This window comes from Blastococcus sp. SYSU DS1021 (genome assembly GCF_054050995.1).
The window spans coordinates 75,601-99,946 of the sequence record NZ_JBJHAL010000016.1 but is presented as its reverse complement, the minus strand read 5'-3'; the positions used below and the strand labels follow the sequence as shown (position 1 = coordinate 99,946).

28 protein-coding genes are annotated in these 24,346 nt (G+C 76.0%); 20 read left to right on the top strand and 8 right to left on the bottom strand.

Translation table 11 applies throughout. From position 1 onward, the window contains the following. Positions 1–137 precede the first annotated feature (137 nt). Positions 138–1,001 carry a F510_1955 family glycosylhydrolase gene (locus ACI8AP_RS13525; RefSeq protein ID WP_456589871.1) on the top strand — a complete coding sequence of 288 codons (864 nt, stop codon included), beginning with the start codon at positions 138–140 and terminating at the stop codon, positions 999–1,001. Positions 1,002–1,155: 154 nt separating this feature from the next. On the opposite strand, the gene ACI8AP_RS13520 is transcribed toward ACI8AP_RS13525, so the two are convergent. Together ACI8AP_RS13520 and ACI8AP_RS13515 are read right to left on the bottom strand one after the other, a co-directional pair. After that, positions 1,156–1,599 carry a DUF1707 SHOCT-like domain-containing protein gene (locus tag ACI8AP_RS13520; protein ID WP_456589870.1) on the bottom strand — a complete coding sequence of 148 codons (444 nt, stop codon included), beginning with the start codon at positions 1,597–1,599 and terminating at the stop codon, positions 1,156–1,158. 109 nt (positions 1,600–1,708) lie between these two features. Then, complete coding sequence (locus ACI8AP_RS13515) at positions 1,709–2,872, bottom strand: acyl-CoA dehydrogenase family protein (protein WP_456589869.1); 1,164 nt, start codon at positions 2,870–2,872, stop codon at positions 1,709–1,711. A gap of 95 nt (positions 2,873–2,967) precedes the next feature. Between ACI8AP_RS13515 and ACI8AP_RS13510 the strand changes: the two genes are divergently transcribed. From ACI8AP_RS13510 to ACI8AP_RS13465, 10 genes are all read left to right on the top strand, one after another. After that, entirely contained in the window at positions 2,968–3,546 is a 579-nt protein-coding gene (locus ACI8AP_RS13510) for a TetR/AcrR family transcriptional regulator (RefSeq protein WP_456589868.1), read from the top strand. Then, positions 3,546–4,022 carry a GNAT family N-acetyltransferase gene (locus tag ACI8AP_RS13505; protein WP_456589867.1) on the top strand — a complete coding sequence of 159 codons (477 nt, stop codon included), beginning with the start codon at positions 3,546–3,548 and terminating at the stop codon, positions 4,020–4,022. The genes ACI8AP_RS13510 and ACI8AP_RS13505 overlap by 1 nt, the downstream gene beginning before the upstream one ends. Before the next feature lie 59 nt (positions 4,023–4,081). After that, positions 4,082–4,435, top strand: coding sequence for a hypothetical protein (locus ACI8AP_RS13500; protein ID WP_456589866.1), 354 nt, complete (start codon positions 4,082–4,084; stop codon positions 4,433–4,435). Between the two features lie 111 nt (positions 4,436–4,546). After that, the gene (locus tag ACI8AP_RS13495; protein ID WP_456589865.1) at positions 4,547–5,236 is read left to right on the top strand and encodes an RNA polymerase sigma factor; all 690 of its coding nucleotides are present in this window, start codon (positions 4,547–4,549) and stop codon (positions 5,234–5,236) included. Further along, positions 5,233–6,276 (top strand): hypothetical protein, encoded by a 1,044-nt coding sequence (locus ACI8AP_RS13490; protein ID WP_456589864.1) that lies wholly within the window; start codon positions 5,233–5,235, stop codon positions 6,274–6,276. The genes ACI8AP_RS13495 and ACI8AP_RS13490 overlap by 4 nt, the downstream gene beginning before the upstream one ends. Positions 6,277–6,376: 100 nt before the next feature. Then, a complete protein-coding gene (locus ACI8AP_RS13485; protein ID WP_456589863.1) occupies positions 6,377–7,294 on the top strand; it encodes an aldose 1-epimerase family protein in 918 nt (305 codons plus the stop codon). 1 nt (position 7,295) lies between these two features. Then, complete coding sequence (locus ACI8AP_RS13480; RefSeq protein WP_456589862.1) at positions 7,296–8,018, top strand: MOSC domain-containing protein; 723 nt, start codon at positions 7,296–7,298, stop codon at positions 8,016–8,018. 5 nt (positions 8,019–8,023) lie between these two features. Then, positions 8,024–8,239, top strand: coding sequence for an RNA-binding S4 domain-containing protein (locus ACI8AP_RS13475; RefSeq protein ID WP_456589861.1), 216 nt, complete (start codon positions 8,024–8,026; stop codon positions 8,237–8,239). A gap of 87 nt (positions 8,240–8,326) precedes the next feature. Beyond that, a complete protein-coding gene (locus ACI8AP_RS13470; protein WP_456589860.1) occupies positions 8,327–9,508 on the top strand; it encodes a pyridoxal phosphate-dependent aminotransferase in 1,182 nt (393 codons plus the stop codon). Then, complete coding sequence (locus ACI8AP_RS13465) at positions 9,505–10,266, top strand: nitrilase-related carbon-nitrogen hydrolase (protein ID WP_456589859.1); 762 nt, start codon at positions 9,505–9,507, stop codon at positions 10,264–10,266. Before ACI8AP_RS13470 ends, ACI8AP_RS13465 begins: the two co-directional genes overlap by 4 nt. 14 nt (positions 10,267–10,280) lie before the next feature. On the opposite strand, the gene ACI8AP_RS13460 is transcribed toward ACI8AP_RS13465, so the two are convergent. Continuing rightward, the gene (locus ACI8AP_RS13460) at positions 10,281–11,054 is read right to left on the bottom strand and encodes a DUF2382 domain-containing protein (RefSeq protein ID WP_456589858.1); all 774 of its coding nucleotides are present in this window, start codon (positions 11,052–11,054) and stop codon (positions 10,281–10,283) included. Positions 11,055–11,147: 93 nt separating this feature from the next. Then, positions 11,148–12,113, bottom strand: a complete 966-nt coding sequence (locus tag ACI8AP_RS13455) for an endonuclease/exonuclease/phosphatase family protein (protein WP_456589857.1) — start codon at positions 12,111–12,113, stop codon at positions 11,148–11,150. A gap of 63 nt (positions 12,114–12,176) precedes the next feature. Between ACI8AP_RS13455 and ACI8AP_RS13450 the strand changes: the two genes are divergently transcribed. Both ACI8AP_RS13450 and ACI8AP_RS13445 read left to right on the top strand, forming a co-directional pair. Next, positions 12,177–12,803, top strand: coding sequence for a CYTH domain-containing protein (locus ACI8AP_RS13450; RefSeq protein WP_456589856.1), 627 nt, complete (start codon positions 12,177–12,179; stop codon positions 12,801–12,803). 150 nt (positions 12,804–12,953) lie between these two features. Beyond that, the gene (locus tag ACI8AP_RS13445; RefSeq protein WP_456589855.1) at positions 12,954–14,258 is read left to right on the top strand and encodes a metallophosphoesterase; all 1,305 of its coding nucleotides are present in this window, start codon (positions 12,954–12,956) and stop codon (positions 14,256–14,258) included. 123 nt (positions 14,259–14,381) lie between these two features. Here ACI8AP_RS13445 and ACI8AP_RS13440 read toward each other — a convergent pair whose 3' ends face one another. Continuing rightward, positions 14,382–14,954: a TetR/AcrR family transcriptional regulator gene (locus tag ACI8AP_RS13440; RefSeq protein ID WP_456589854.1), complete on the bottom strand. Its 573-nt coding sequence runs from the start codon at positions 14,952–14,954 to the stop codon at positions 14,382–14,384. A gap of 151 nt (positions 14,955–15,105) precedes the next feature. Here ACI8AP_RS13440 and ACI8AP_RS13435 point away from each other — a divergent pair, with 151 nt between their 5' ends. From ACI8AP_RS13435 to ACI8AP_RS13425, 3 genes are all read left to right on the top strand, one after another. Then, positions 15,106–15,846 (top strand): GntR family transcriptional regulator, encoded by a 741-nt coding sequence (locus ACI8AP_RS13435; protein WP_456589853.1) that lies wholly within the window; start codon positions 15,106–15,108, stop codon positions 15,844–15,846. Between the two features lies 1 nt (position 15,847). Next, positions 15,848–16,318, top strand: coding sequence for an SRPBCC family protein (locus tag ACI8AP_RS13430; RefSeq protein ID WP_456589852.1), 471 nt, complete (start codon positions 15,848–15,850; stop codon positions 16,316–16,318). 144 nt (positions 16,319–16,462) lie between these two features. Further along, positions 16,463–16,735 carry a GlsB/YeaQ/YmgE family stress response membrane protein gene (locus ACI8AP_RS13425; protein ID WP_347058774.1) on the top strand — a complete coding sequence of 91 codons (273 nt, stop codon included), beginning with the start codon at positions 16,463–16,465 and terminating at the stop codon, positions 16,733–16,735. Between the two features lie 33 nt (positions 16,736–16,768). Here ACI8AP_RS13425 and ACI8AP_RS13420 read toward each other — a convergent pair whose 3' ends face one another. Beyond that, positions 16,769–17,422: an MBL fold metallo-hydrolase gene (locus tag ACI8AP_RS13420; protein WP_456589851.1), complete on the bottom strand. Its 654-nt coding sequence runs from the start codon at positions 17,420–17,422 to the stop codon at positions 16,769–16,771. Positions 17,423–17,505: 83 nt separating this feature from the next. Between ACI8AP_RS13420 and ACI8AP_RS13415 the strand changes: the two genes are divergently transcribed. After that, positions 17,506–17,724, top strand: a complete 219-nt coding sequence (locus ACI8AP_RS13415) for a hypothetical protein (protein WP_456589850.1) — start codon at positions 17,506–17,508, stop codon at positions 17,722–17,724. Between the two features lie 94 nt (positions 17,725–17,818). Here ACI8AP_RS13415 and ACI8AP_RS13410 read toward each other — a convergent pair whose 3' ends face one another. After that, the gene (locus ACI8AP_RS13410; RefSeq protein WP_456589849.1) at positions 17,819–18,595 is read right to left on the bottom strand and encodes an enoyl-CoA hydratase-related protein; all 777 of its coding nucleotides are present in this window, start codon (positions 18,593–18,595) and stop codon (positions 17,819–17,821) included. Positions 18,596–18,930: 335 nt separating this feature from the next. Here ACI8AP_RS13410 and ACI8AP_RS13405 point away from each other — a divergent pair, with 335 nt between their 5' ends. Together ACI8AP_RS13405 and ACI8AP_RS13400 are read left to right on the top strand one after the other, a co-directional pair. Then, the gene (locus ACI8AP_RS13405) at positions 18,931–20,538 is read left to right on the top strand and encodes a protein kinase domain-containing protein (RefSeq protein ID WP_456589848.1); all 1,608 of its coding nucleotides are present in this window, start codon (positions 18,931–18,933) and stop codon (positions 20,536–20,538) included. Further along, positions 20,535–22,070 carry a protein kinase domain-containing protein gene (locus ACI8AP_RS13400; protein ID WP_456589847.1) on the top strand — a complete coding sequence of 512 codons (1,536 nt, stop codon included), beginning with the start codon at positions 20,535–20,537 and terminating at the stop codon, positions 22,068–22,070. Before ACI8AP_RS13405 ends, ACI8AP_RS13400 begins: the two co-directional genes overlap by 4 nt. Positions 22,071–22,074: 4 nt before the next feature. On the opposite strand, the gene ACI8AP_RS13395 is transcribed toward ACI8AP_RS13400, so the two are convergent. Continuing rightward, a complete protein-coding gene (locus tag ACI8AP_RS13395) occupies positions 22,075–22,770 on the bottom strand; it encodes a hypothetical protein (protein WP_456589846.1) in 696 nt (231 codons plus the stop codon). Between the two features lie 144 nt (positions 22,771–22,914). On the opposite strand from ACI8AP_RS13395, the gene ACI8AP_RS13390 reads away from it, so the two are divergent. Further along, entirely contained in the window at positions 22,915–24,198 is a 1,284-nt protein-coding gene (locus ACI8AP_RS13390) for a competence/damage-inducible protein A (protein WP_456589845.1), read from the top strand. The last annotated feature ends 148 nt before the right edge of the window (positions 24,199–24,346 follow it).

The window sequence follows — 24,346 nt, the reverse complement described above, 5'->3', positions numbered from 1 at the left end:
TGTTTTTAGGTTTTTTATTTTGTTTTTGGTGGGGGGGGGGGGCGGGGGCGGGGGGGGGGGGGCCCCCCCCCCCCCCCCCCCCCCCCCCCCCACCTCACCCGCCCGATCCGCCTCTGCACCACCCATGGAGTTCCACCATGCCCACGCGCCGCACCGCCCGTACCGCCCTCGCCGGCGCCGCTCTGCTGACCCTGCTCACCGGCTGCGCCCCCACCGGCACACCCGCCGCACCCGCGCCCGGCGACATCACCGGCACGCTGCCGGCCGCGCACGTGCACGCCGTCGCCGTCGACCCGGGCGACGGTGCACTGCTGCTGGCCACCCACGAAGGGCTGGTCACCGTCGGTGACGACGGCCGGCCGGCAGCCGTCGGCCCGGTCATCGACCTGATGGGGTTCACCGTCGCCGGCCCCGACCACTACCTGGCCTCGGGCCACCCTGGGCTGCGCACCGACCTGCCCAACCCGGTCGGGCTCATCGAGAGCACCGACGGGGGTGAGACCTGGACGCCGCTGTCGCGCACCGGCGAGTCGGACTTCCACGCCCTCACCGCCCTGCCCGGAGGCGGTGCGCTGGGCTTCGACGGAACGCTGCTGCGCACCACCGACGGCACCACCTGGGAGCAGCTGGCCATCCCGGCCGAGCCGCACACGCTCACCGCCGCCCCCGACGGCCAGGTGCTGGCCACCACCGGTGCCGGGCTGCTGCGCTCCACCGACGCCGGAGCGACGTGGGCGCCGGTAGACGGGGCTCCGCTGCTACAGGTGGTCACCTGGCTCGGTGACGGCACGGCCGCGGTCGGCATCACACCAGACGGCGCGGTGTGGACCAGCACCGACGCCGCGGCCAGCTGGACCCACCGCGGGCATCTGGACGCGACGCCGGAAGCGGTGGCCGCGACCACCGTCGACGGCGACGTGCGCGTCCTCGTCGTGGCCGACCACGGCCTGCTGGAATCCACCGACGGCGGCGCCACGTTCACCACGCTGTTGCCGGCCTGAGCCCCGGCGCGGGTCAGCCGGTCGGTCAGTCGCGCAACGCCGATCCCTCGAACTCCGGAACGGGCCGGGTCCGCCGTGCCGGGCGCGGTCCTCGCCTCCACCGACGGCGGGACGACCTTCACGGAGCTGTACCGCGGGGTGTGACGAGCCCCCGTCAGCCGGGGAGCCGGCGGCGTCCCCGCTCCCCCAGGTGGCCCATCAGCAGGAAGGCACCCCAGGGGACGATCACCCAGAACGGCCAGAAGTACAGGAACTCGCCTGCGGCGATCGAGGTCACCGCCCAGATCGCCAGCACGAGCAGCGCCGTGCTCGACCACGATCCCCAGGCCTGCCGGCCGTGTGAGAACCCGTGGCGCGTGGCGCCGGGCGTGCAGGGGCTCGTGCCCGCGGGAACCGGCGCCGGTGCGGGCCGGGCGGGTGCGGCCGGCAGGTCGGCGGTGAGCTCGGCCAGCTCACCGAAGGTGCGGGCGGCGTAGGCGCGGGCGAGGCGCTCGTCGTACTCGGCGACGGTGAGCCGGCCCTCCGACATGGCGTGCCCGAGCGCGGTGGCGACGGCGGCGCGGTCGGAGTCGGCGGCGCGCAGGTAGGGCTCGGGCACGGTGCTCTCCTCGCTCGGGGACACCAGTCTGGTCCGGCGGGGCGGGCGTGGACCACTGACAGCTGTCACCGGTTCCACGTGGAACCCGTCAGCTGCGTGGAGGCGCGGGTCAGCCCGCCGGCGGGGCCGCCTGGGCGGTGAGGTGGCGGCCGATGACCATGCGCTGGATCTGGTTGGTGCCCTCGAAGATCTGCATGACCTTAGCCTCGCGCATGTACCGCTCGGCCGGGTGGTCACGGGTGTAGCCGGCTCCGCCCAGCACCTGGACGGCGTCGGTGGTCACCTTCATCGCCGCGTCGGTGGCGACCAGCTTGGCGATGCTGGCCTGCCGGGAGAACGGCTTGCCGGCGTCCTTGCGGCGGGCGGCGACCAGGTAGGTGGCGCGGGCCGACTCCACGGCCGCCGCCATGTCGGCCAGCAGGAAGGCCACGCCCTGGTGCTCGGCGATCGGGCGGCCGAACGCCTCTCGCTCGACCGCGTAGGCGACGGCGACGTCGAGGGCCGACTGCGCCAGCCCCACGGCGACGGCGCTGATGCCCAGCCGCCCGGAGTCCAGCGCCCCGAGGGCGATCGCCATGCCCCGCCCGGGCTCGCCGACCAGCCGGTCGGCGGGGATCGGCACGTCGTCCAGGCGGATCGCCGCGGTGGTGGAGCCGGTCAGGCCCATCTTCTCCTCGGGCTTCGCGGCGCTGAACCCGGGCAGGTCGGGCGTCAGGTGGAAGCAGGAGACGCCCCGGGGTCCGTCCGCGGGCGTGCGCAGGAACGTCGAGTAGAAGTCGGCGTGCCCGCCGTGGGTGACCCACGCCTTCTCGCCGCGGGCGACCCAGCCGTCGTCGGTGGCGGTGGCCGTGGCGCGCATCGCGGCGACGTCGGAGCCGGCATGCGCCTCCGACAGCGAGTAGGCGCCCAGCAGCCCGCCGCCGACCATCTCGGGCAGCAGGTCCCGGCGCTGCGCCTCGGTGCCGAAGTTCGCGATGGGGGAGCAGGCGAGCGTGTGCACGCTGATGCCGAGGGCGACGCTCGCCCAGCGGGCCGCCAGCTCCTCGAGCACCTGCAGGTAGACGGCGTAGGGCTGTCCGCCGCCCCCGACCTCCTCGGGGAACGACAGGCCCATCAGGCCGGCGTCACCCAGCAGCCGGAAGACCTCGCGGGGGAAGCGCTCCTCCCGCTCGTACGCCGCCGCCTTCGGCGCGAGCTCCGCGTCGGCGATCTCCCGGGTGAGGGCCAGCAGGTCCTCGGCCTCGGGCGTGGGCAGCTCGCGCTCGACGGCCACGGATCTCCTCCGGAAGGTCGGGGAACAGTACTGCTGACCGTACCGCAGTACTGTTCTGCGACCAGGTCCATGCTGGCCCGCCGGGAGGAGGTGGCATGGAGACCGCCGAGGGGCGGCTGACCCGTCGCCAGGCCGAGCTGCTCGACCAGCTCGAGGAGGTGTTCCTCGCCGAGGGCTTCGCCGGGTTCACGCTCGAAGACCTCGCCGTCCGGCTGCGCTGCTCGAAGAGCACGCTCTACGCGCTGGCCGGGAGCAAGGAGCAGCTGGCGCTCCGGGTGATCCGGCACTTCTTCCGCAAGGCGACGGCGGCGGTGGAGGCGCGCACCGTCACCGAGGCCGACCCCGCCCGGCGGGTGACCGCCTACCTGACCGCGGTCGCCGCCGCCCTCGCCCCCGCGGGGCCGGCCTTCCACCGGGACCTGGACGCCTTTCCCCCGGGGCGGGAGATCTACGAGCGCAACACCGCCCTGGCGGCCGGGCGGGTGCGCGAGCTGATCGCCGAGGGCGTCGCCCAGGGCCGGTTCCGCGAGGTGCACCCGGCGCTGGTTGCCGACACGGTGACCACGCTGATGCTGCGCATCGGCCGCGGCGACACCGGGCGCGCGACCGGCCTGGACGACGCGACGGCCTACCGGGAGCTGGCCGTCCTGCTGCTGCACGGCATCACCTTGTGATGATCTCCGCCGTGCGGGTGGAGGAAGCGGCGTGGGACGACGCCGACGTGCGACGGCTGACCACCGACCAGCAGACGGAGGTCCGCGCCCGCTACGGCGGCAAGGATGAGCCGGGCACCCACCCCTCCGCGGCCGACGTCGCCGTGGTGCTGCTCGCCCGCGACGACGACGCGACGCCGCTGGGTTGCGGGGCGCTCCGGGCGCTCGGCGACGGCGTGGCCGAGGTGAAGCGCATGTACGTGGTGCCGGCGGCACGGGGCCGCGGGGTGTCGAAGGCGGTGCTCGCCGGGCTGGAGGACGCCGCACGCGCCCGGGGGTGGACCAGCCTGCGGCTGGAGACCGGCCCACTACAGCCGGAGGCGATCGGCCTTTACTCGGGCGCCGGGTACCGGCCGATCGGCGCGTTCGGGGACTACGTGGGCGACCCGGACGCGGTGGACTCGCTGTTCTTCGCGAAGGAGCTCGACGCGACCTGAGGCCGTTCGGATACCGGCCGGTCCCCTTCCTCGCGGCCGCGCTGTGTGAGGGTGGAGCCATGCGCATCCGGGAGCTCGTCCTGCTCGCCGCCGTGGCGACCGCTCCGCTCGGCCTCACCGCCTGCGGTGGCTCCAGCGTCGAGGACTTCTGCGGCCAGTACCTGGCGACCGCCGAGATCGAGCCGGAGGACGGGGAGGAGGCCCGGGAGGTGCTCGAGGACCTGGCCGACAGCGTTCCCGACGAGGTGGACGAGGTGCAGGAGGCCGCCCGGTACATGGCCGAGAACTTCCCTGCCGCTGGCGACCTGGACAGCGCGGTCGCGGAGGGGCAGCTGGGCGAGGAGGAGCTGACGGAGTTCCTCGCCGCGGCGGACACCGTCAGCGCCTATGGCGACGAGAACTGCCAGGGCTGAGCGTCGGCGACGTTCCCGCGGGATCGCCGGCGTTCCCGGCGGCGGGGAGGCGACCGCGGTCTCCCGGGAGGAAGCCGTGAACCAGATCCGCCGCTCCGGACATCAAGGGATGTGACCACTTCACCGATCGCGGCCGGATCACCACCGGCCGTGACCCCGACGGCGCTGCACCGATCCGCCGGTCCACCCGCCGAACCCCCGCGGCTGCGCGCCCTGCCCGACTCGCTCCCCAGCGACGCGGAGCTGATCGCCCGGTCGGTCGACGACCCGGCGGAGTTCGCCCCGCTGTTCGACCGGCACGCTGCCACGGTGCACCGCTACCTGGGCCGCCGGGTGGGGGAGCTGGCCGACGACCTGCTCAGCGAGACGTTCCTCATCGCCTTCCGGCGCCGGGCGGCCTACCGGGCCGACCACGTCGAGGTCCGGCCGTGGCTGCTGGGCATCGCGACGAACGTCGTCCACGGGCACGTGCGCACCGAGCAGCGCCGCTACAAGGCGCTGGCCCGCGCGGCCGCCGAGCCCGAGCGGCCCGGCGACGACCCAGGGGACGCCGCCGGCCGGCTCGACGCCGAGGCGCTGCGCGGCCCGCTCGCCGCGGCGCTCGCCGGCCTGAAGCCGCGCGACCGCGACGCCCTGCTGCTGCTCGCCTGGGGCCAGCTCGGCTACGAGGAGATCGCCGCCGTCCTCGACGTCCCCGTCGGCACGGTGCGGTCCCGGCTGCACCGCGCTCGCCGCCAGACCCGCGCCGCGCTCGGCGGCGTCCTCCCGCTCGACCCGACCTCCGAGGAGGGGGACCGATGAACGACGTGACGCTCCTGCGCGAGGCGGGCCCCGCGGCGCCGCCGCTCTCCCCCGCCGCCCGCTCGGCCGCCCGCGCCGCGCTGCTCGCCGAGATCGAGGGGCCGGCCCCCCGACGGGCGCGCCGGCCGAGCCGTAAGGCCACCCTGCGCATCGGGCTGGCCGCCGTCACGGTGGCGGCGGCCTGGGCCGCCGCCGTCGTCATCGCCGCGCCCGACGGGCCGGGGACCCCGGCAGAGAGCGTGACCCTGGTGGACTTCCGGATGCCGACCTTCCCGCTGTCGCTGGAGCCCGAGCCCGTGGGGATGCGGCCCGGCTTCACCGGGGACGGGGAGTCCGCCGGCTTCGCCGAGTACGACTCCGCGGACGGGGCCGACCGGTTCACCGTGGGGGTGCACGGGGACGAGCCCGACGGGTGGGAGGACTCCTTCGAGCACGTCGACGTCACGGAGCGCTCGCAAATCAGCGTCGACGGTGTGTCCGCCGACCTGGTCCACGGGACCCGGGACGTGTACTGCGACGACGGCCTGACGGTCTGTGGGCGGGAGCGCTTCGCCGAGCTCCTCTGGGAACGCAGGGACGACCAGTGGGTGACGATGACCGGTGAGGGCCGGTACAGCGCGACCGCCGACCTGGTCGCGGTCGCCGAGTCGCTGGTCGATCGGCCGCAGCGGGCCACGCTCGCCGCCGAGCTCGCTCCGCTGGGCTGGTCGGTGCAGTTCTACAAGATGGGGCGGGTCCTCACCCTGGTGAACGACGCCTACGAACAGCAGACGATCACGGTGCACGTGCCGCTGCCGGAGGACGTGTCGCCGCTCGCCGAGGTGCGCGCGAACCTCATGGGTCCGGTGGGGCCGCAGCTGGAGGTGGTGGTGCAGGGCCGGCCGGCAGCTCTGGTCCGGGTCGACAACGGGCCCAGGGACCGCGGCTGGTTCCTGCAGGCGCAGTTCGAGGACGGGACGACCTTCACCCTCCAGGTGCCCGACGCGTTCACCCAGGAGCAGGTCCTGCAGTTCGCCGAGCAGGTGACCTACCACCCCTGAGCCCACGAGATCTGCACACCGGCCCCCGTCGACGGCCCGATGGGGGCGAGTGTGCAGATCTCGCCGGGGCAGCGGGGCGGCGATGTGGTGAGCTGAGCGCATGCCCGACACCTGGCCCACCAGCGACCGCACCGAGGTGGAGCTCACCGCCGGCGACGCCCGCCTCGCCCTGGACCTCCGCGGCGGGACCCTTCGCCGGCTCGTGGTCGGGGATTGGGAGGTCCTCGACGGCTACCCGGCCGGGCAGGTGCTGCCCGGCTGGCGCGGCGCGACCCTCGCACCCTGGCCGAACCGGCTGCGGCACGGCCGGTGGAGCTGGCGCGGCGAGGAGCTCCAGCTCGACGTCCGTTCGCCCGACGAGCCGCACGCCATCCACGGCCTGGTCGCCTGGCAGCCGTGGACGGTGCTGGCGGAGGCGGACCGGTCCGTCACGGTCGGGACGACGGTGGAGCCGCACCCCGGCTATCCGTTCCGCCTCGCCGTCGCGGTGGACCACACGCTCGACGCCGACCGGCTCACCTGCACGCTCCGCGTCCGCAACACCGGCGACCGGCCGGCGCCGTTCGGCGCCGGTTTCCACCCCTACCTCTCCGTCGGGGCCACCCAGGACGGCGGCATCGGCGACGCGGAGGTGGAGCTCCCGGCCCGCACCGAGCTGGCGCTGGACGGCGGCCTGCCGACGGGGGAGCGGCGGCCGTTCGACGGCGCCGTCGGCCGGATCGGCGACCGGGCGCTCGACGTCCCGCTCACCGACCTCGACCGGGACGACCAGGGGTGGTGGCGCGTGCGGCTGCGCGGCGCCGCGGGGGAGCTGCTGCTCTCGGCCGACGCCGCCTGGCCGTGGCTGCAGGTCTACAGCGGCGACACCCTGCCCGAGGGCCAGTGGCGGCGCAGCCTCGCCGTCGAGCCGATGACCTGCCCGCCCAACGCGCTCGCCGACGACGTCGACCTGCACGTGCTCGAGCCGGGCGCGGAGTGGGCCGGCACCTGGTCCCTCGCCTGGACGCCGGCGGGCTGAGATGCGCGTCGCGGAGCTCTGGCGCTACCCGGTGAAGTCGCTGCAGGGCGAGCGGCTGGCCGAGGCGGAGCTCGGCCCGCTCGGCATCAGCGGCGACCGGCGGTGGGCGCTGTTCGACCGCGACACCGGCTTCGGCCTCACCGCCCGCCGGGTCCCCGAGCTGCTGTTCGGCGCGGCCCGCGTGCGCCCGGACGGCGGGGTCCAGGTGGTGCTCCCCGACGGAACGGTCACCGCCGACGAGGCCGTGCTCTCCGACTGGCTCGGCCGCCGGGTGGAGCTGCGGGCGGCCGGGGACGACGACACCGTCCCCACCTACGAGTCGGCCGTGGGCGACGACGAGCCCGATCCGAACGAGTGGCGGCAGTGGGAGGGCGCCCCCGGCCCGTTCCACGACAGCCCTCGCATCCGGCTCTCCCTGGTCTCCACCGGCACGCTGGGCACCTGGGACCGCCGCCGCTTCCGGGCCAACGTCGTGCTGGACGGCGCCGGCGAGGACGCGCTGCGCGGCACGGAGGCGGACCTGGGCAGCGCGCGGCTGCGGTTCGGCACCGGCATCCCGCGGTGCGTGATGACCACCCGCCCGCAGCCCGGCGGCATCCCGCGCGACACCTCGGTGCTCAAGACGGTGCACCGCGAGCGGGAGGGGCTGCTCGCCGTGCGGGCCGCCGTCCTCGCACCCGGGCAGGTCCGGGTCGGCGACGAGCTGCGCCGGACGGCAGACTGACGACCGTGCGCACCGTCGATCTGCGTCCCGACGAGGACAGCATCCGGCTCGGCCAGCTGCTCAAGCTGGTCGACGCCGTCCCCACCGGCGCCCAGGTCAAGGACGTGCTGCTCTCCGGCGCGGTGACGGTGAACGGTGAGCCGGAGGACCGGCGCGGCCGGCAGCTCCGCTCCGGCGACGTGGTGGCGATCGAGGGCCACGAGGACGTCCGCATCGCCTGAAGAAGGACCCCCTGCCCCCCGCGACTCGCAGGCTCGCCGCGGGACCCTGCAGGGGGCCGCGTGGAACCGACCCGGGAAAGGAGCCGCATGACCGCACCGCTGGCGTCCCGGCTGCGCGGTTTCGGGACGACGATCTTCGCCGAGATGAGCGCGCTCGCCGTCGCCACCGGGTCGATCAACCTGGGTCAGGGCTTTCCCGACTACCCCGGCCCGGCGGAGGTGCTCGACGCCGCCCGCGCCGCCATCGGCACCGGCGCCGACCAGTACCCGCCCGGCCCGGGCATCCCCGAGCTGCGCTCCGCCGTCGCCGAGCACCGGCAGCGGTTCTCGGGTGGCACCTACGATCCCGACACCGAGGTGCTGGTCACCGCCGGCGCGACCGAGGCGCTGGCGGCGGCGATGCTCGCCCTGCTGGAGCCCGGCGACGAGGTGGTCCTCTTCGAGCCCATCTACGACAGCTACAGCGCCTCGGTCGCCATGGCCGGCGGCGTGGTGCGCCCCGTCCCGCTGCACGCGCCCGCGGACGGCTCGGGCCCCTGGGTGTTCGACGAGGCGGAGCTGCGCGCCGCGATCACGCCGCGCACCCGGCTGCTGTTGGTCAACTCCCCGCACAACCCGACCGGCACGGTGCTCACCCGCGACGAGCTGGCCGTGCTGGCCGAGCTCGCCACCACGCACGACCTCACGGTGGTCACCGACGAGGTCTACGAGCACCTGGTGTTCGACGGCGCGGAGCACGTCTCCCTCGCCACGCTGCCCGGCATGCGCGAGCGGACGCTCGTCGTCTCCAGCGGCGGCAAGACGTTCAACGTGACCGGCTGGAAGGTCGGCTGGGTCTGCGGCCCGGCTCCGCTGGTGGCCGCCGTCCGCACCGCCAAGCAGTTCCTCACCTACGTCAACGGCGGGCCGTTCCAGCCCGCGGTCGCCGCGGGGCTGCGGCTGCCGGAGGCGTACTTCACCGGTATTGCCCGCGACCTGCAGTACCGCCGCGACGTCCTGGTGGCGGGGCTGCGCGAGGCCGGGCTGCCGGTGATCAGCCCGCAGGCGACCTACTTCGCCACCGTCGACGTCCGCGGGGTGCAGCCCGACGGCGACGGGCTCGCCTTCTGCCGGGCGCTGCCGGAGCGGGCGGGCGTGGTCGCCGTCCCGACCGTGGTCTTCTACACGCCCGAGCACGCCGCCCTCGGGCGGCACCTGGTGCGGTTCGCGTTCTGCAAGAGGGATGACGTGCTCGGCGAGGCGGTCGAGCGGTTGAGGAGGCTGGCATGAGGGTCGCAGCGGTGCAGCACGACATCGTCTGGGAGGACCGGGGGGCGAACTTCGCCCGGCTCGCCCCGCAGGTGGCCCGGGCGGCCGCCGCCGGCGCCGAGCTGGTGCTGCTCACCGAGACCTTCTCCACCGGGTTCTCGATGACGCCGGGCATCGGGGAGCCCGAGGACGGGCCGTCGGCGGCGTTCCTCGCCGCGCAGGCCGCCGAGCAGGGCGTGTGGGTGGGCGGCAGCTGCCCGGAGATCGCGCCGGGGGAGCAGCTGCCCTACAACTCCTTCGTCCTGGCCGGGCCGGACGGCGGGACGCACCGCTACCGCAAGCTGCACCCGTTCAGCCACGGCGGCGAGCACGAGCGGTTCCGCGCCGGCGACGGGCCACTCACGGTGACCATCGGGGGGCTCAGGATCACCCCGTTCATCTGCTACGACCTGCGCTTCGCCGACGTCTTCTGGCGCGCCGCCCTGGAGACCGACCTCTACGTGGTGGTGGCCAACTGGCCGGCCGCCCGGCGCCTGCACTGGCAGACGCTGCTGCAGGCCCGGGCGATCGAGAACCAGGCCTACGTCGTGGGGTGCAACCGGGTGGGCACCGCCGGGGACGGCACCGAGCACACGGGCGACAGCCGGATCGTGAACCCCATGGGCGAGCTGCTGGCCACCGCCGCCGGGACCGAGACCCTCGTGCTCGCCGACGTCGACGCCGCCGAGGTGGCGGCCACCCGCGACCGGCTGCGGTTCCTCCCCGACCGGCGCGGCTGAGAGGCCGGCGGCCGTCAGCTCCGGGGCGTGCCGTCCTGGTCGACGGTGATCTGCTCGCGCAGCACCTGCTCGGTGACCGTCTCCCGGCCCTCCACCACCTCCGTGCGCAGCCGCACCCGCTCCACGGGCACCACCTCGACACCGAACACAGGACGCTCGGCGTGCAGCACGATCTCGTCCGGCAGGCCCGTCGCGGCGGTGTCCTCGGGCACCAGCGACTCACCGGAGTGGGGGGCGTCCCCGGCCGCCGCGGTGCCGTCCAGCGGGATCTCCTCCAGGCGGATCTCCTCGCGCCGGATGGGCACCGTCACCTGCACCTCCTCGGTGACGACGTACTTGACCAGGCGGACCCGCCGGTCGGCGACCCGCTCGGTGTCGACCCGCAGCCGTTCCTCGCTCCGCGTCATGGCGCCGTCGGTCGGGGTCGCGGCGTCGTCGGGTTCCCGGTGGCGCCCACCGCCGGTTCCCGCGCCCCGCGCCTCGTCGATGCCGTAGTGGCGCCGCAGCTCGGCCTCCTCGCCCGGGTCGAGGTGGTTCCCGCCGACGGCCGGGGCGCTCGTCACCGCCTCCGCGGTGACCGGCAGCCGCAGTCGGCCGTCCTCCCAGGAGGCCTCGCGGGCGGGCACGATCGAGTGCCGGGTGCCGAACAGGCCGGTGGTCACCGCCACCCAGGTCGGCTCACCGGTCCGGTCGTCGACGAAGAAGTGTTCGACGGTGCCCAGTTTGTCGCCACCGTCGCCGTAGGCGGTGCTGCCGATCGCTTCCGCGACCTGGTGCTCGCTCAACATGGGTCGGCTCCCTCCATGCGGCGCGCCCGGTCGCGCGTCCCGCCGTACAAGGCTGCCCACCGGGCGGGGTCGGTGAACATCGGCTGCCGCGCCTCAGCCGCCCGGCACCACCAGGTCGACCACCACGGACCGGTGATCGCTGCCCCGCACCGGGACGAAGCCGCAGCCGGCGACGGCGAGTCGCGGATCGACGAGCACGTGGTCGAGGGCCAGCCGGGGGACCGGGACCCGCAGCGGCCGCCAGGTCCAGGTGTGCCCCACGCCGACGGCGCGGGCGGCGTCCAGGTACCCCAGCCGCAGGACCGCGCGCAGCGCCGCGTGGTCGAGCGTGGCGTTGAAGTCGCCGGCGAGCACCCGCAGCACCGCCGGATCGGGAGCCGGCAGGGCGGCGAGGTCGGCGGTCCAGGCGCGGACGGCGGCCGGTGACGTCGCCGGGGGCACGGCGTGCACCGCGGTGATCTCGAGCGCGGGCCCCGCGCCGATCGGCAGCCGGACCGTCGGCTGCTCGAAGCCGCCCGGCACGGCTCCGCGGCCGTCGACCGGCAACCGGCTCCAGACGCCACCGGAGGCCGCCGCGACGCTGCCCGGCCGGGCGGGGATGACGTGGGCGTGCGGCAGCAGCTCCGCCAGCCCGGCGGCGGTCAAGCGCCCCTCGGCCTCCGGGGTGAGCTCCTGCACCGCCAGGACGTCGACCCCGTGCCGGCGGACCAGCTCGACGACCGGCTCGGCGGGGACCAGCCCCCGGCGCAGGCTCACCGTGGCGATGCGCACCCGTCGCCCCGTCGGCGGGTCGCCGGCGGGCGGCCTGCCCCGGTGCGAGCGCACGGCGGCGCCGAGCGTGGCGCCCGCCGCCGCGGCGAGCAGGGTGCCCGCCCGTGACCGGGCCCGCACGGCCGCGACCAGGGGGACGACGGCGGCGGCGGCGGCGTACGGGGTGAACGCCAGCGCGGGCACCAGCGGGAAGCCCCGCTCGGCGCCGGCGCGGCGCAGCACCGCCCACACCGCCCACGGCGTGGCGGCCGCGACGGCCCACCGGGGATCGGTATCGGTCCGGGCCATGGCGGTCACGCTAGCCAGGGCGCCGGTGGGCCGCCGCCCCGGTCGGTGCCCTACGGTCGGGCCGTGGTCGCCGAGCAGCTCGAGATCGAGCGGAAGTTCGACGTGGACGAGGCGTTCGTGCCGCCGTCCCTGGACGCGGTCCCCGGCGTCGCGGTCGTGGACGCCCCGGTGGTCCACCAGCTGGCGGCGGTCTACCACGACACCCCGGACCTCCGGCTCGTGCGCGCCCGGGTCACCCTGCGCCGCCGCACCGGGGGGCCGGACGAGGGCTGGCACCTCAAGCTCCCGGCGGACGGGGCCCGCCGGGAGCTGCACGCGCCGCTGGCGCACGGCACCGACGTGGCACCGGCCGAGCTCCTGGAGGTGGTCGCCGGGCTCCTGGCCGGGGAGGTGCCCGGGCCGGTGGTGACGATGCGCACCCGGCGGGTGGTCACCGCGCTGCGGGACGCGGCCGGCCGGGTGCTGGCCGAGCTCGCCGACGACACGGTGACCGCGACGGTGGCCGCGACCGCTCCCGGCGACGTCCCCGAGGTGCGCAGCTGGCGCGAGCTGGAGGTCGAGCTCGTCGACGGCTCCGAGCCGATCCTGGCCGCCGTGGGCGACGTGCTCGTCGCCGCCGGCGCCCGCCCTTCCCCGCGGGCGTCGAAGCTGGCCTCCGCGCTCTCCTCCCGGCTTGACGGCACCGGCTGATCCCGCTCCGGGAACACCCCGGCGTCCTCCGTCGTCCATCCTCTGCACCGGCGTGCATCGACCCGGTCCCGCCGTGCTCCCCGATCCCGCCGGAGGTCCGCCCTGTCCCTCATCGGTCTGCTGGGCTTCGGGACGGTCGTCCTGCTGGCCGTGGGGTTGCTGCACGCCTACCTGTGGCTCCGGCTGGTCCGGAGCACCACCGAGCCCGGCCGCCTGCGCCGCCGGCTCACCCTGCTCACCGTCCTCCTGGCGGTGTCGCCGGTGGCGGCGTTGCTGTCGCGCGGCGTGCTGCCGCTGGACGCCGGCACCCCGCTGAGCTGGATCGGCTACAGCTGGCTCGGCATCGCCCTCTACGCCGTGCTCGCGCTGCTCGTCCTCGAACCGGTGCGGCTGGTCGGGAACGCGCTGATCAGCAGGCGTAGCGGGGGAGTTGTGCGCCAGGTCGTCCCGAGTGGGGCGTGGAGCGCTCCGCGGAGGGACGACGCAGCGGCTCCGTCCGACAGGGGGACGCCACCTGGCCGCGGCGCCGTCCGGGCGGACGGCGACCTCCTCGCCGACGCCCCCGCCGATGCTCCGGCCGACGCCCCTGCCGACGCCCCTGCCGACGGCATGGGGCGGCGGCTCTTCCTGGCCCGCGGCCTCGCGGTGACCGCCGGAGCGGTCGCCCTGGGCACCGCCGGCACGGGCGCCTGGTTCGCCAACTCCGCGCCGGTGGTGCGGCGGGTGCCGGTCACCCTGCGGGGGCTGGACCCGGCGCTGGACGGGCTGCGGATCGTCACCTTCTCCGACGGCCACCTGTCGGCCACCTACGGCGGACGGCGGTTCGAACGGGTCGTGGAGCTGGTCAACGAGCAGCGGCCGGACGTGGTGGCCATCGTCGGCGACCTGGTCGACGGCGACGTCGACGAGCTGCGGGAGGACGTGGCCCCGCTGGCGGACCTGGTCAGCGAGCAGGGCGTCTACTTCGTCACCGGGAACCACGAGTACTTCGTCGACACCCGGGCCTGGATGCGGCACCTGCCGACCCTGGGCGTGGACGTGCTGCGCAACGAGCGGGTGGCGATCCGCCGCGGCGCCGCGTCCTTCGACCTCGCCGGGATCGACGACCGGACCGCGGCGGTCTCGGGCCTGCCCGGCCACGGCGCCGACCTGGACGCCGCGCTGGACGGGCGCGACGACGCCACCCCGGTGGTCCTGCTCGCGCACCAACCGGTGATGGTGGAGCAGGCGGCCGCGGCCGGCGTCGACCTGCAGCTGTCCGGGCACACCCACGGCGGGCAGCTCTGGCCGTTCGACTACGCCGTGCGGCTCGACCAGCCCTCCGTGGAGGGCTGGTCCCGGCACGGCGACACCCAGCTGTACGTCTCCTCGGGGGCGGGCTACTGGGGCCCGCCGATGCGCATCGGCGCCCGGCCGGAGGTCACGGTCGTGGAGCTGCGGGCGCCGGGTCGCTGAGCCGGCGCCGAGCCCCCGGTTCGGTGGGTGCGGCGGGCATGTCGAGCCGCGCCGTCGGGTGTCCAGCCGCGCCGTGACGCGGCGGAACGTCCGGTGCAGCGGCTCGACCCATGCCGGACGGGGTCAGGCCCTGGAGAGGGCGTCGAAGGCCTCGGTCAGGCACCCCCCGAGTTCCCGCTCCCCGTCGCTGTCGGCCCACACGAGCATCCCGGTGGTGAACGCGGCGAGGTGGGCACTGGCGATCACCAGGTCCGACGACCGGACGGGCTGATCGCCGGCGCTGGCCTCGGCGACCATCGTGGCCGTCATCCGGTCGAACTCCCCGGCCCGGTACCGCAGCGCGGGGCTGCCGGCGATGATCCGCCAGCGCGCGAGCAGCTGGGCCCGCTCCCCGTCGTCGAAGCTGGTCAGCGAGTTCACCGCCGCCTGTCGGATCCGCGCGCCCAGCGGCTGGTCGGCCGGCTGGGCGGCGATGAGCTCGGCCACCTGGTGCGGCGCGAGGAGGGCCATGATCAGGTGCTCCTTGCTCGGGTAGTGCGCGTAGAAGGTGGGCACCGACACGCCGGCGGCGGACGCGATGCGGGCGATCGGCACCTGGTCGTAGCCCTCGTCCTCGAACAGTCGCAGCGCCATCTCGTAGATGCGCAGGTGGGTGGCCCCCCACCTGCGCCTGCGCCAGTCGGGTGAGTCCGTCACACGGTGATCATCGACCGGTCACCCGGGTGGCTGCCAGCCGCCGTACCGGGCGACATCCCGGTGGGCCACGTGACGCACGCCACGACACGATCGATGTGACGTCTCATACGACATGACGACCAGACGTCTCCTCGGGCAGTACCTTTGTCCCGTGGTCAGCCCCGTAGCAGGTCCCAAGTACCTGTCGGTCCGCGAGCACCTGCGCCGCCGGGTCGCCGCGCTGCCCGAGCTCACGCTGCTGCCCCCCGAGCCGGTCCTCTGCGCCGAGTACGGCGTCAGCCGCATCACGCTGCGGCGCGCGGTCGACGGGCTCGTGGCCGACGGCCACCTCGTGCGGGAGCAGGGCCGGGGCACCTACGTGACCCGCCCGGCCATCCGGCACGAGTACCGCGAGAGCTTCGTGCACCGCATCGCGGGCTTCAACTCGGTCATGACCGAGCAGGGCGCGCAGGTCGGCACGACGGTGCTCGTCCAGCGGGTCGTGCCGGTGCCCGCCCCCGTGGCGACCGAGCTGAAGCTGGAGCCGGGGTCGGAGGTGGTGGAGCTGGTGCGGCTGCGCAGCGTCGACGGCACGCCCAACCACGTCGCGCACAGCTTCCTGCCGGCCGCCGCGTACCCCGGCGCGGTGGACGCCGACTTCAGCGAGGGCTCCCTCTACGACTACCTGCGCCGGGAGTACGCGGCCGACCTCGCCCACGCCCGCATCGTCGTGGACGTCGGCACCGCCGCCCCCGACGAGGCCGAGGCGCTCGGCGTGGTCGCCGGCTCCCCGCTGCTGGTCGTCCGGACCACCGTGCGGGACGGCGAGGGGCGCCCGCAGGTGCACAGCTTCTCCCGACTGCGACCCGACGTCAGCCAGGTCGAGTTCGAGGTCTCCGTGGGCGGCCGCTGACGTGCCGACGACCGCGACGGGCACCCGGGAGGTGCCGCAGCCTCGCGCGGAGGTCTGGCGCGCGCTGGCGGTGCTGGAGCCCTACTGCGCCGTCTGCGACGTCTCCTACGTGCTCGCCGGCACCGGGTCCCCCGGGGTCGGCACGACGTTCGTCTGCTCGCCCGGGCAGCTCGACGGCGGCGCTCCGCGATCGGGCGCGCCACGCGGGGAGATCGTCGCGTGGGAGCCGCTCCGGCGGGTGACCACGCGCCTGGAGCTCACCCCGGAGACGTGGACGACGGAGATCGAGCTCTCCGACACCGCCGCCGGCGGCACGCATGTCTCGATCACGATCGGTCACGAGCCCACCGGGGGCAGCCGGCTGGTCCGCCGGCTGACCCGCACCGCCGTGCGCCGGCTGGTGCAGCGGACGGTCGACGCCGAGCTGGCCAAGGTGCCCGCGCACGTGGCTCAGGCGGCCGCGGGCTCCTGACCGGGGAAGCCGTGCCGCTCGTTCGGGGGAATCACGCATCGTCGTGATCAACCGGGGTACAGGGCCTTGTCGTGCACCGGCGGCACGCTCGGCACCGTGCCGGGAGAACCGTGCTCGCCGGTCGAGCGAACTGAGGAGCTTGCTGTGGAAATCATCGGTCTGATCATCGCCGGGCTCATCATCGGCCTGCTGGGGAAGTTCGTCGCCCCCAGCACCCGGGACAACACGCCCATCTGGCTCACGCTGCTGTGCGGCGTCGGCGGTGTGCTCCTCGGCTACTGGGTGAGCGGTCTGCTGGGCGTCGAGGACACCGCCGGCATCGACTGGCTGCGGTGGATCATCTCCATCGTCCTGGCGGCGGTGCTGGTGGTGGCGGCGTCCACGCTCACCGGGCGCAACGACCGCGCCGTCCGCTGACCTGACCGCCGTCCCCGGCGGAGGCGGTCGGGTTCAGACCTCGACCGTCTCCCCGGGGGTCAGCCGGGCGACCGGCGTGGGGGTCCCCGGACCCCGCTCCCCGAGCAGCCCGCTCACCACACCGATCCCGGTGTCGTTGAGCAGCCCGTCGTGCACGGCGTAGGCCTGGTCGGCCCGCACCTCCCGCAGGTAGTCGATCACCTCGGCCGTGCGCGACCAGGGCGCGTGCAGCGGCAGGAGCAGCGTGGGGACGGGCGTGCCCGGCACGGTGAAGGCATCGCCGGGGTGGAAGACCTGCCCGTCGACGAGGAATCCGACATTGGCCACCCGGGGCAGGTCCGGGTGGATCTCGGCGTGCAGCTCGCCGTGCACCTGCACCTCGAACCCGGCGACCGTGACCGCGTCGCCGGCCCCGACCACGTGCACGCGGTCGCCGGCGCCCTCGAGCGCGGCCGCCACCGCCCGGTTGGTCCACACCTCGAGCGACGGGGTGGCGTCCAAGGCCGCCCGCAGCCTGTCGGCGACGAAGTGATCGGGGTGCTCGTGGGTGACCAGCACCGCCGTCGCACCGTCGAGGGCGACCGGGTCGGTGAAGGCACCCGGGTCGATGACCAGCCGCCGGTCGCCGTCGGAGAGGACCACGCAGGCATGCCCGTGCTTGGTGAGCTCCATGACCTGATCCTGCACCCGGCTCCTGCGGCTCACCCTTCGGGGTGAGGAACCGCGCCGCACCCGTCGCCCGCGCCCGCGCACCTGCCGACCTCCTCAGCATGATGCTGACGACCACCGCGTTCGCCGCCGCCCGCAGCCGCGCGCACGGTCCCACCGCCGCGCTGTGGCACGCCGTGGAGCTGCACCGGCCGCCGGCCGAGGTCGACAGCGCCTGCGAGCTCACCGTCTGCGGCTCGCTGGCCCGGGTCACCCCCGAGCAGCAGTGGCCGCTGCGGGCCTCCGACGTCTGCCCCGCCTGCGCCACGCTCGCCCGGTGACCCCGTCGCCGGGAACGGCGGCCCCCTGACGCCCTGCCGCCGGCCCGGCCCGCCCGCCCGGCGGCAGGTGCACTCCTCCCGCGGGCCGGCCGCCTCAGCGGCCGGTGAACCGCGGCGCCCGCTTGGCCAGGAACGCCTCGACGGCCTCGCGGTGGTCGGCGGACTGCCCCACCTCGTTCTGCAGCCGCCCCTCCAGGGCCAGCGTCTCCTCCAGCGAGTCGGTGGCGGCGGTGGCCAGCACCGTCTTCACCGCGCGGTAGGCCGCGGTCGGGCCGGCGGCCAGCCGGGCCGCCAGCTGCTGGGCCTCCGGCAGCACCTGCTCCGGTGCGACGACGCGGTGCACCAGCCCCCACTCCGCGGCGCTCTCGGCCAGGAACGGCTCCGGCAGCAGCAGCAGCTCCGCGGCGCGCGAGCCGCCCACGCTGTGCACCAGCCGCGCCGCCAGCGCCGAGTCGCTGGACAGCCCGATCCCCGTGAACGCGGTGGTGAACTTGGCGCCGGCAGCGGCCACCCGGAGGTCGCCGGCGAGGGCCAGGCCCAGGCCCGCCCCGGCGCAGGCGCCGTTGATCCCGACGACGACGGGCACGCGCAGGCCGGCCAGCGCCAGCACCAGCGGGTTGTACTCCCGCTCCACCACCGACAGCGGCGCCTCGGCGCCCCCCTGCATCTCCGCGAGGTGCTCCCCGAGGTCCTGCCCGACGCAGAACGCCCGTCCCGTGCCGGTGAGCAGCACGGCGCGCACCGAGTCGTCCGCCGCGACGTCCTGCACAGCGGCCAGGAGGTCGCGGCGGGAGGCGTGGGTCAGCCCCGGGCGGAGCAAGGTGAGGGTGGCGACGCCGTCGGCGTCCTCCCGGGTCACGGTGTCGGACATCGTCGCCCGCCTTCCGGTTCGCGGTCGGCCGCGGCGCGGCCCTGTCGCCGGTCACCTTGCCAGGCCGCGGGCAGCGGGAGGCAGTCCCCCGGCCCGGACCCGGCGCCGGGGGATGCGTGGTGCCTCGTGCACGCCACGCAACCGGCGCGCCGACGAGACGGGTGGTGTGGGAGGGGCGGATGCGGCGCCGCGGGTCGGGTGGTGGACGATGATGCGCGTTCCGCGACGCGCCAGGCGGGTCGTGGAGCGGACAGGCGGGCGCGGGCGGCGCGCCGGCCCCGTGCGGCGACGCCACGGCCCGTGCGCACGGGCCGGACGGACGAGGAGTGACCCCCGTGGTGGAACCAGGACGCCGGTGCCTGGGTGACCGCTACGAACTGCAGCAGCTGATCGCCACCGGTGGGATGGGCCAGGTCTGGCGGGGGCTCGACGTCGCCCTGCACCGCCCGGTCGCCGTGAAGGTCCTGCGCAGCGAGTACACCGGCGACCCCACCTTCGTCGCCCGGTTCCGCGCGGAGGCCCAGCACGCCGCCGCGCTGAACCACCCCAACATCGCCGCCGTCTTCGACTACGGCGAGGAGACCGCCCGGGACGGATCGGGGGAGACCCTCGCCTACCTGGTGATGGAGCTGGTGGAGGGGGAGCCGCTCTCGGCGTTGCTGCGCCGGGAGGGCGCGCTGGACGCCGAGACGACGCTGTCACTGCTCGGGCAGACCGCGGCGGCGCTGGCGGAGGCGCACCGTCGTGGCCTCGTGCACCGTGACGTCAAGCCCGGCAACATCCTCGTCCGCCCGGACGGGACGGTGAAGATCACCGACTTCGGCATCGCCTGGTCCGCGCGCAGCGTCGCGCTGACCCGCACCGGGCAGGTCATCGGCACGCCGCAGTACCTCTCCCCCGAGCAGGCCGAGGGCCGGCACGCGACCCCGGCCAGCGACGTCTACGCCCTCGGTCTGATCGGTTACGAGTGCCTGACCGGGCACCCGGCCTTCGACGGCGACAACGCCGTCACGATCGCCCTCAAGCAGGTGCAGCAGGAGCCGGAGCCCCTGTCCGGGGCGCTGCCCCCCGGCGTCCGGACGCTGATCGGCCGGGCGCTGGTCAAGGATCCCGAGGCGCGCTTCCCCGACGGCGCCAGCTTCGCCGCGGCCGTCGCCGAGGTCCGCGCCGGTCGGCAACCGGACCCGGGCACGGTCGAGGTCGGCGTGGTGCCGCGACGTCGCCGGGCGGCGCCGGCTCGCCGCGCCGGGGCGTCGACCACCGGCCCGCGGGCCACCCGCCCGCCGGTGGCGCGGCGGCGCGGCCGGCTGGCGGTCGTGCTGCTGCCGCTCATCGGGCTGCTGGCCGGCGCGGGGATCACCGCCACCCTGCTGCAGACGCTGACCCAGGGCAGCTCGCCGAGCACGGCCGCGGCGGCCGAGGAGCGCATCGCCGGCAGCATCGTGCTGGCCCTGGAGGACTACCTGGGCCGGCCGGTGGGCGAGGTCGCCGAGCGGCTGGCCGACCTCGGGCTGACGGTCACCGTCCGAGCCGAGACGCGCGACGACGTCCGCGCGGGCCGGGTGACCGGCGTGGAGCCCGCCGGCCGCCCGCTCCGTGCCGGCGACCAGGTGGTCGTGCGGTACGCCACCGCCCCGGAGCAGGGCGAGCGGCCGCGCGAGCCGGTGGTGACCGGCGCCGCCGTCGACCGCGTCGTCCCGCCGAGCACGTCGCGCACGGAGCCGACGACACCTCCGGCCAGCACCTCGGCGCCGACGGTGACGACGACGCCTCCGCTCCCGGCGTCGCCCACCACGACCACCGGGCAGCCGGAGGAGACGAGCACCACGCCGACGACGACGCAGACGCCGACGCCGACGACGACGACGCCCACGACGTCGTCGCCCAGCCAGACGAGCGGGTCCCCCACCCCCACCTCGACGAGCCCGTCCCCGGAACCGTGACCCCGCGGCAGCGGCCGCTGTCCCCGCGCCTCCTCGGTGGCCGCTACGAGCTGCTCTCGCTGCTCGCGACCGGCGGCATGGGTCAGGTCTGGCGCGGGCGGGACGTCGTCCTCGACCGGCCCGTGGCGGTGAAGGTGCTGCGCAGCGAGTACACCGGCGACCCCACGTTCCTGGCCCGGTTTCGCGCGGAGGCCCGGCACAGCGCCCTGCTGACCCACCGCAACGTCGCGGCCCTGTTCGACTACGGGGAGTCCACCGACACCGACGGCGAGGCCCTGGCCTTCCTCGTCATGGAACTGGTCGAGGGCGAGTCGCTGGCCGCGGTGCTCGAGCGGGAGGGACGGCTCGCGGTCGACCGCACGCTCGACGTGCTGCGCCAGGCGGCGGCCGGCCTGGCCGCGGCGCACGCGGCAGGCCTGGTGCACCGGGACGTCAAACCGGGCAACGTGCTGGTCGGTGCCGACGGGATCGTGCGGATCACCGACTTCGGCATCGCCTGGTCCGCGGCCAGCGCACCGCTCACCCAGACCGGGCAGGTGGTCGGCACCGCCCACTACCTCTCCCCGGAGCAGGCCGGTGGCAGCAAGGCCGGCCCGCCCAGCGACGTCTACGCGCTGGGCATGATCGGGTACGAGTGCCTGGCCGGGCACCGCGCCTTCGACGGCGACAACCCGGTGCAGATCGCGCTGCGCCAGCTCCGGGAGCCGCCGCCCCCGTTGCCCGCCGACGTGCCCGACGCGGTGCGCACGCTCATCGACCGTGCGCTGCTGAAGGACCCGGCCGAGCGGTTCCCCGACGGGGCCGCGTTCCGGGACGCCGTCGACGACGTGCGGGCCGGCCGGCCGCTGCCGCCGGTCGCTCCGCCGGTCGCGCCGCCGTCCGGCACGCGGCCCCTGGCCGCGCGGGCGGTCGCACCGCGGCCGCTGCGGCGCCTCCTCGCGCCTCTGACCGCGCTGGTGCTCGGCGCCGGCCTGGCCATCGCCGCCCTGCAGGTGTGGGGTGACGCCCCGGCGGATCCCGGTACGGGTACCAGCGACGCCGCGGAGCCGGTCCTGCTCGCCGCCGCCGACTTCGTCGGCCGGCCGGTCGTCGAGGTGGAGGGGGAACTGGCCGCCGCGGGCCTGGGCGTCCACCTCGTCGGCCGGGAGAGCGCCGCCGTCCCCCCTGACCACGTGCTGGCCCTCGCGCCGGTGGGTGCGGTCGCCCCGGGCACCGTCGTCACGGTCACCTACGCGGTCGCGCCACCGGAACCCGAGCCGGGCCCCGAGCCACAGCCCGCCCCGGCACCGGCCGACCCGGGCCCCGTGGTCCCCGCCCCGGTGCCGGTCGGGGCCGGGGCCGACGGCGCGCCCGCCGAGGCCGGCGGGAACGGCAGCGCGGGCGGGAACGGCAATGCGGGCGGCAACGGCAACGCGGGCGGGAACGGCAACGCGGGCGGGAACGGCAATGCGGGCGGGAACGGCAACGCGGGCGGGAACGGCAGCGCGAGCGGGAACGGCAATGCGGGCGGCAACGGCCGGGGCCGCGGCTAGCGGATCAGCCGCGGGCCGGCGCCGCGTCCTCGGTCGGCCGGTGCTCCTGGCCCGCGGCCAGCCACAGCGCCCCGCCGAGAGCGCCGAGCGCGGCCGTGTGCAGGAAACCCCGGTCGGTGCCCGCGTCGGGCAGCACCACCAGCACCCAGAAGACCGCCAGGCCGCCGAGACCGCCGGCCGCCACCCGCCACCCGGTCCGGTGGTCCAGCCGCCGGCCGACGGGCAGCAGACCCGCGAACGCGGCCAGCCCCAGCACGACGCAGACCGTGGCGAAGGCCGACCACAGCGGGGTGGCGGACCAGGCCGGCTCCGTGCCGAAGCGCAGGAACAGGGCGAGCTGGAGCAGCACCAGGGACAGCGCCACCAGCCCGGCGCCGACGAGCGCCGTCCGGTCACGGGGGGCACGGGGGAGCTCGGTGGCGGCGCCGGCCGCCGGGGGAGGCGGGGCGCCGACGCCGGGCAGACCGGGGACGAAGTCGACCGGGCCGGTGGGCTGGGCCTCCCCGGCCGACGCGGCGGTCGGCGTGGTGAGCGGTCCGCTCGGCGCCGCGGGCGGGTGGACGGGAGCCGAGGGGGGCGGGAGCTGCTGCACCGTCGTCGGCGTGCCGGACGCCGGCGTGACCACCGGGATCTCCTGGGTCGACGACTGGGCGGGACCGGTGCCCGCGGTGGGGGACTGCGGTTCGGACGGCGTGCTCACGGGTGCCTCCAGGTCGGCTCCGGCGGGACCACCGGTCGGTGCGGTCGTCCCGCACGCTAGCGCCGCCCGGCCGGCCCGTCCGCGCGCCACCCGGGGGAACGGGCCGCACCTGCCGGAGCGGTCCGCCGCGCCTAGGGTCGATCCGTGGTCACGCGCGCTGGGATCGTCGTCACGGGGACCGAGGTGCTCACCGGACGGGTGGCCGATCGCAACGGTCCCTGGCTGGCCGAGCAGCTGCGCCGGCTCGGCGTCGACGTCGGGCACGTCGTCGTGGTCGGCGACCGCTCCGAGGACCTCGTGGCCGCGCTGTCCTTCCTGGCCGGCACCGGCGCCGACCTGCTCATCACCACCGGCGGGCTGGGGCCCACCGCCGACGACCTGACCGCCCAGGTGGTGGGTGGCTTCCAGGGCCGCGCCTCGGCGGTGGACGCCGCGCTGGAGCAGCGGATCGGCCGGATCGTCGAGCGGCTGATGGCCCGCCGGGGCTGGCGCGCCGACCCGGCGTCCACCGCGGCGGGGGTGCGCAAGCAGGCCCTGGTCCCCGAAGGGGCCACCGTGCTGGAGCCGGTGGGAACCGCGCCGGGCCTGGTCGTCCCGCCCGCGCCGGGCCGGACCGGGCCGCCGGTGGTCGTGCTGCCCGGACCCCCGGGCGAGCTTCGGGGCATGTGGCCCGCGGCCGTCGCCGCGGCTCCGACCCGGGCGGCGCTGGCGGGCGCCGCGGAGCTGCGGCAGGAGACCCTGCGGCTGTGGGGCACGCTCGAGGCCCAGCTGGCCGCCACGCTGCGCGAGCTCGAACCCGAGCTCGGCGGCCTGGAGATCACCACGTGCCTCCGGGACGGGGAGCTGGAGATCGTCACCCGCTTCCCCGCCGCGGCGCAGCCGGCCTACGACCGGTTCGCGGCCCGGCTGGGCGAGCGCTACGCCGACACGCTGTTCTCCACCGGCCCCACCCTCGACGAGCTGGTGGCCACCGCGCTCACCGAGCGGGGCCTGACGATCGCCACCGCGGAGTCCTGCACCGGCGGGCTGCTCGTCGCCCGCCTCACCGAGCGGCCCGGCGCCTCCGCCGCCGTGCTGGGCGGGGTGACGGCCTACGCCGACGGGGCGAAGGAGGCGCTCCTCGGGGTTCCCGGCGCGCTGCTGGCCGAGCACGGCGCGGTCAGCCCGCAGGTGGCGCGTGCCCTCGCCGACGGAGCCCGCGGGCGCTTCGGCGCCGACATCGGGGTGGGCATCACCGGCATCGCCGGCCCCGGAGGTGGCACGGAGACCAAGCCCGTCGGGACGGTCCACCTGTGCGTCGTCGGCCCCGAGGGGGTGGAGGCGCGCTCCCTCGCGCTGCCGGGCGGCCGATCGACCGTGCGGGAACGCTCCGTCACCATGGCGCTGCACCTGCTCCGCCGGCTGCTGCTGGGCGGCCCGGCGGCCTGACGCCGTACGCGCCGCCGGCCCGCCGCCTGCACGCTCGAGCAGCTCGCCGGCGGAACGGGGAGCACGATCCCGTGCCGGACCGGATTACGGTGCCGTCGCCCAGCCCGACGGCAGCTACCGGCTCACCGGGCACAAGTGGTTCACCAGC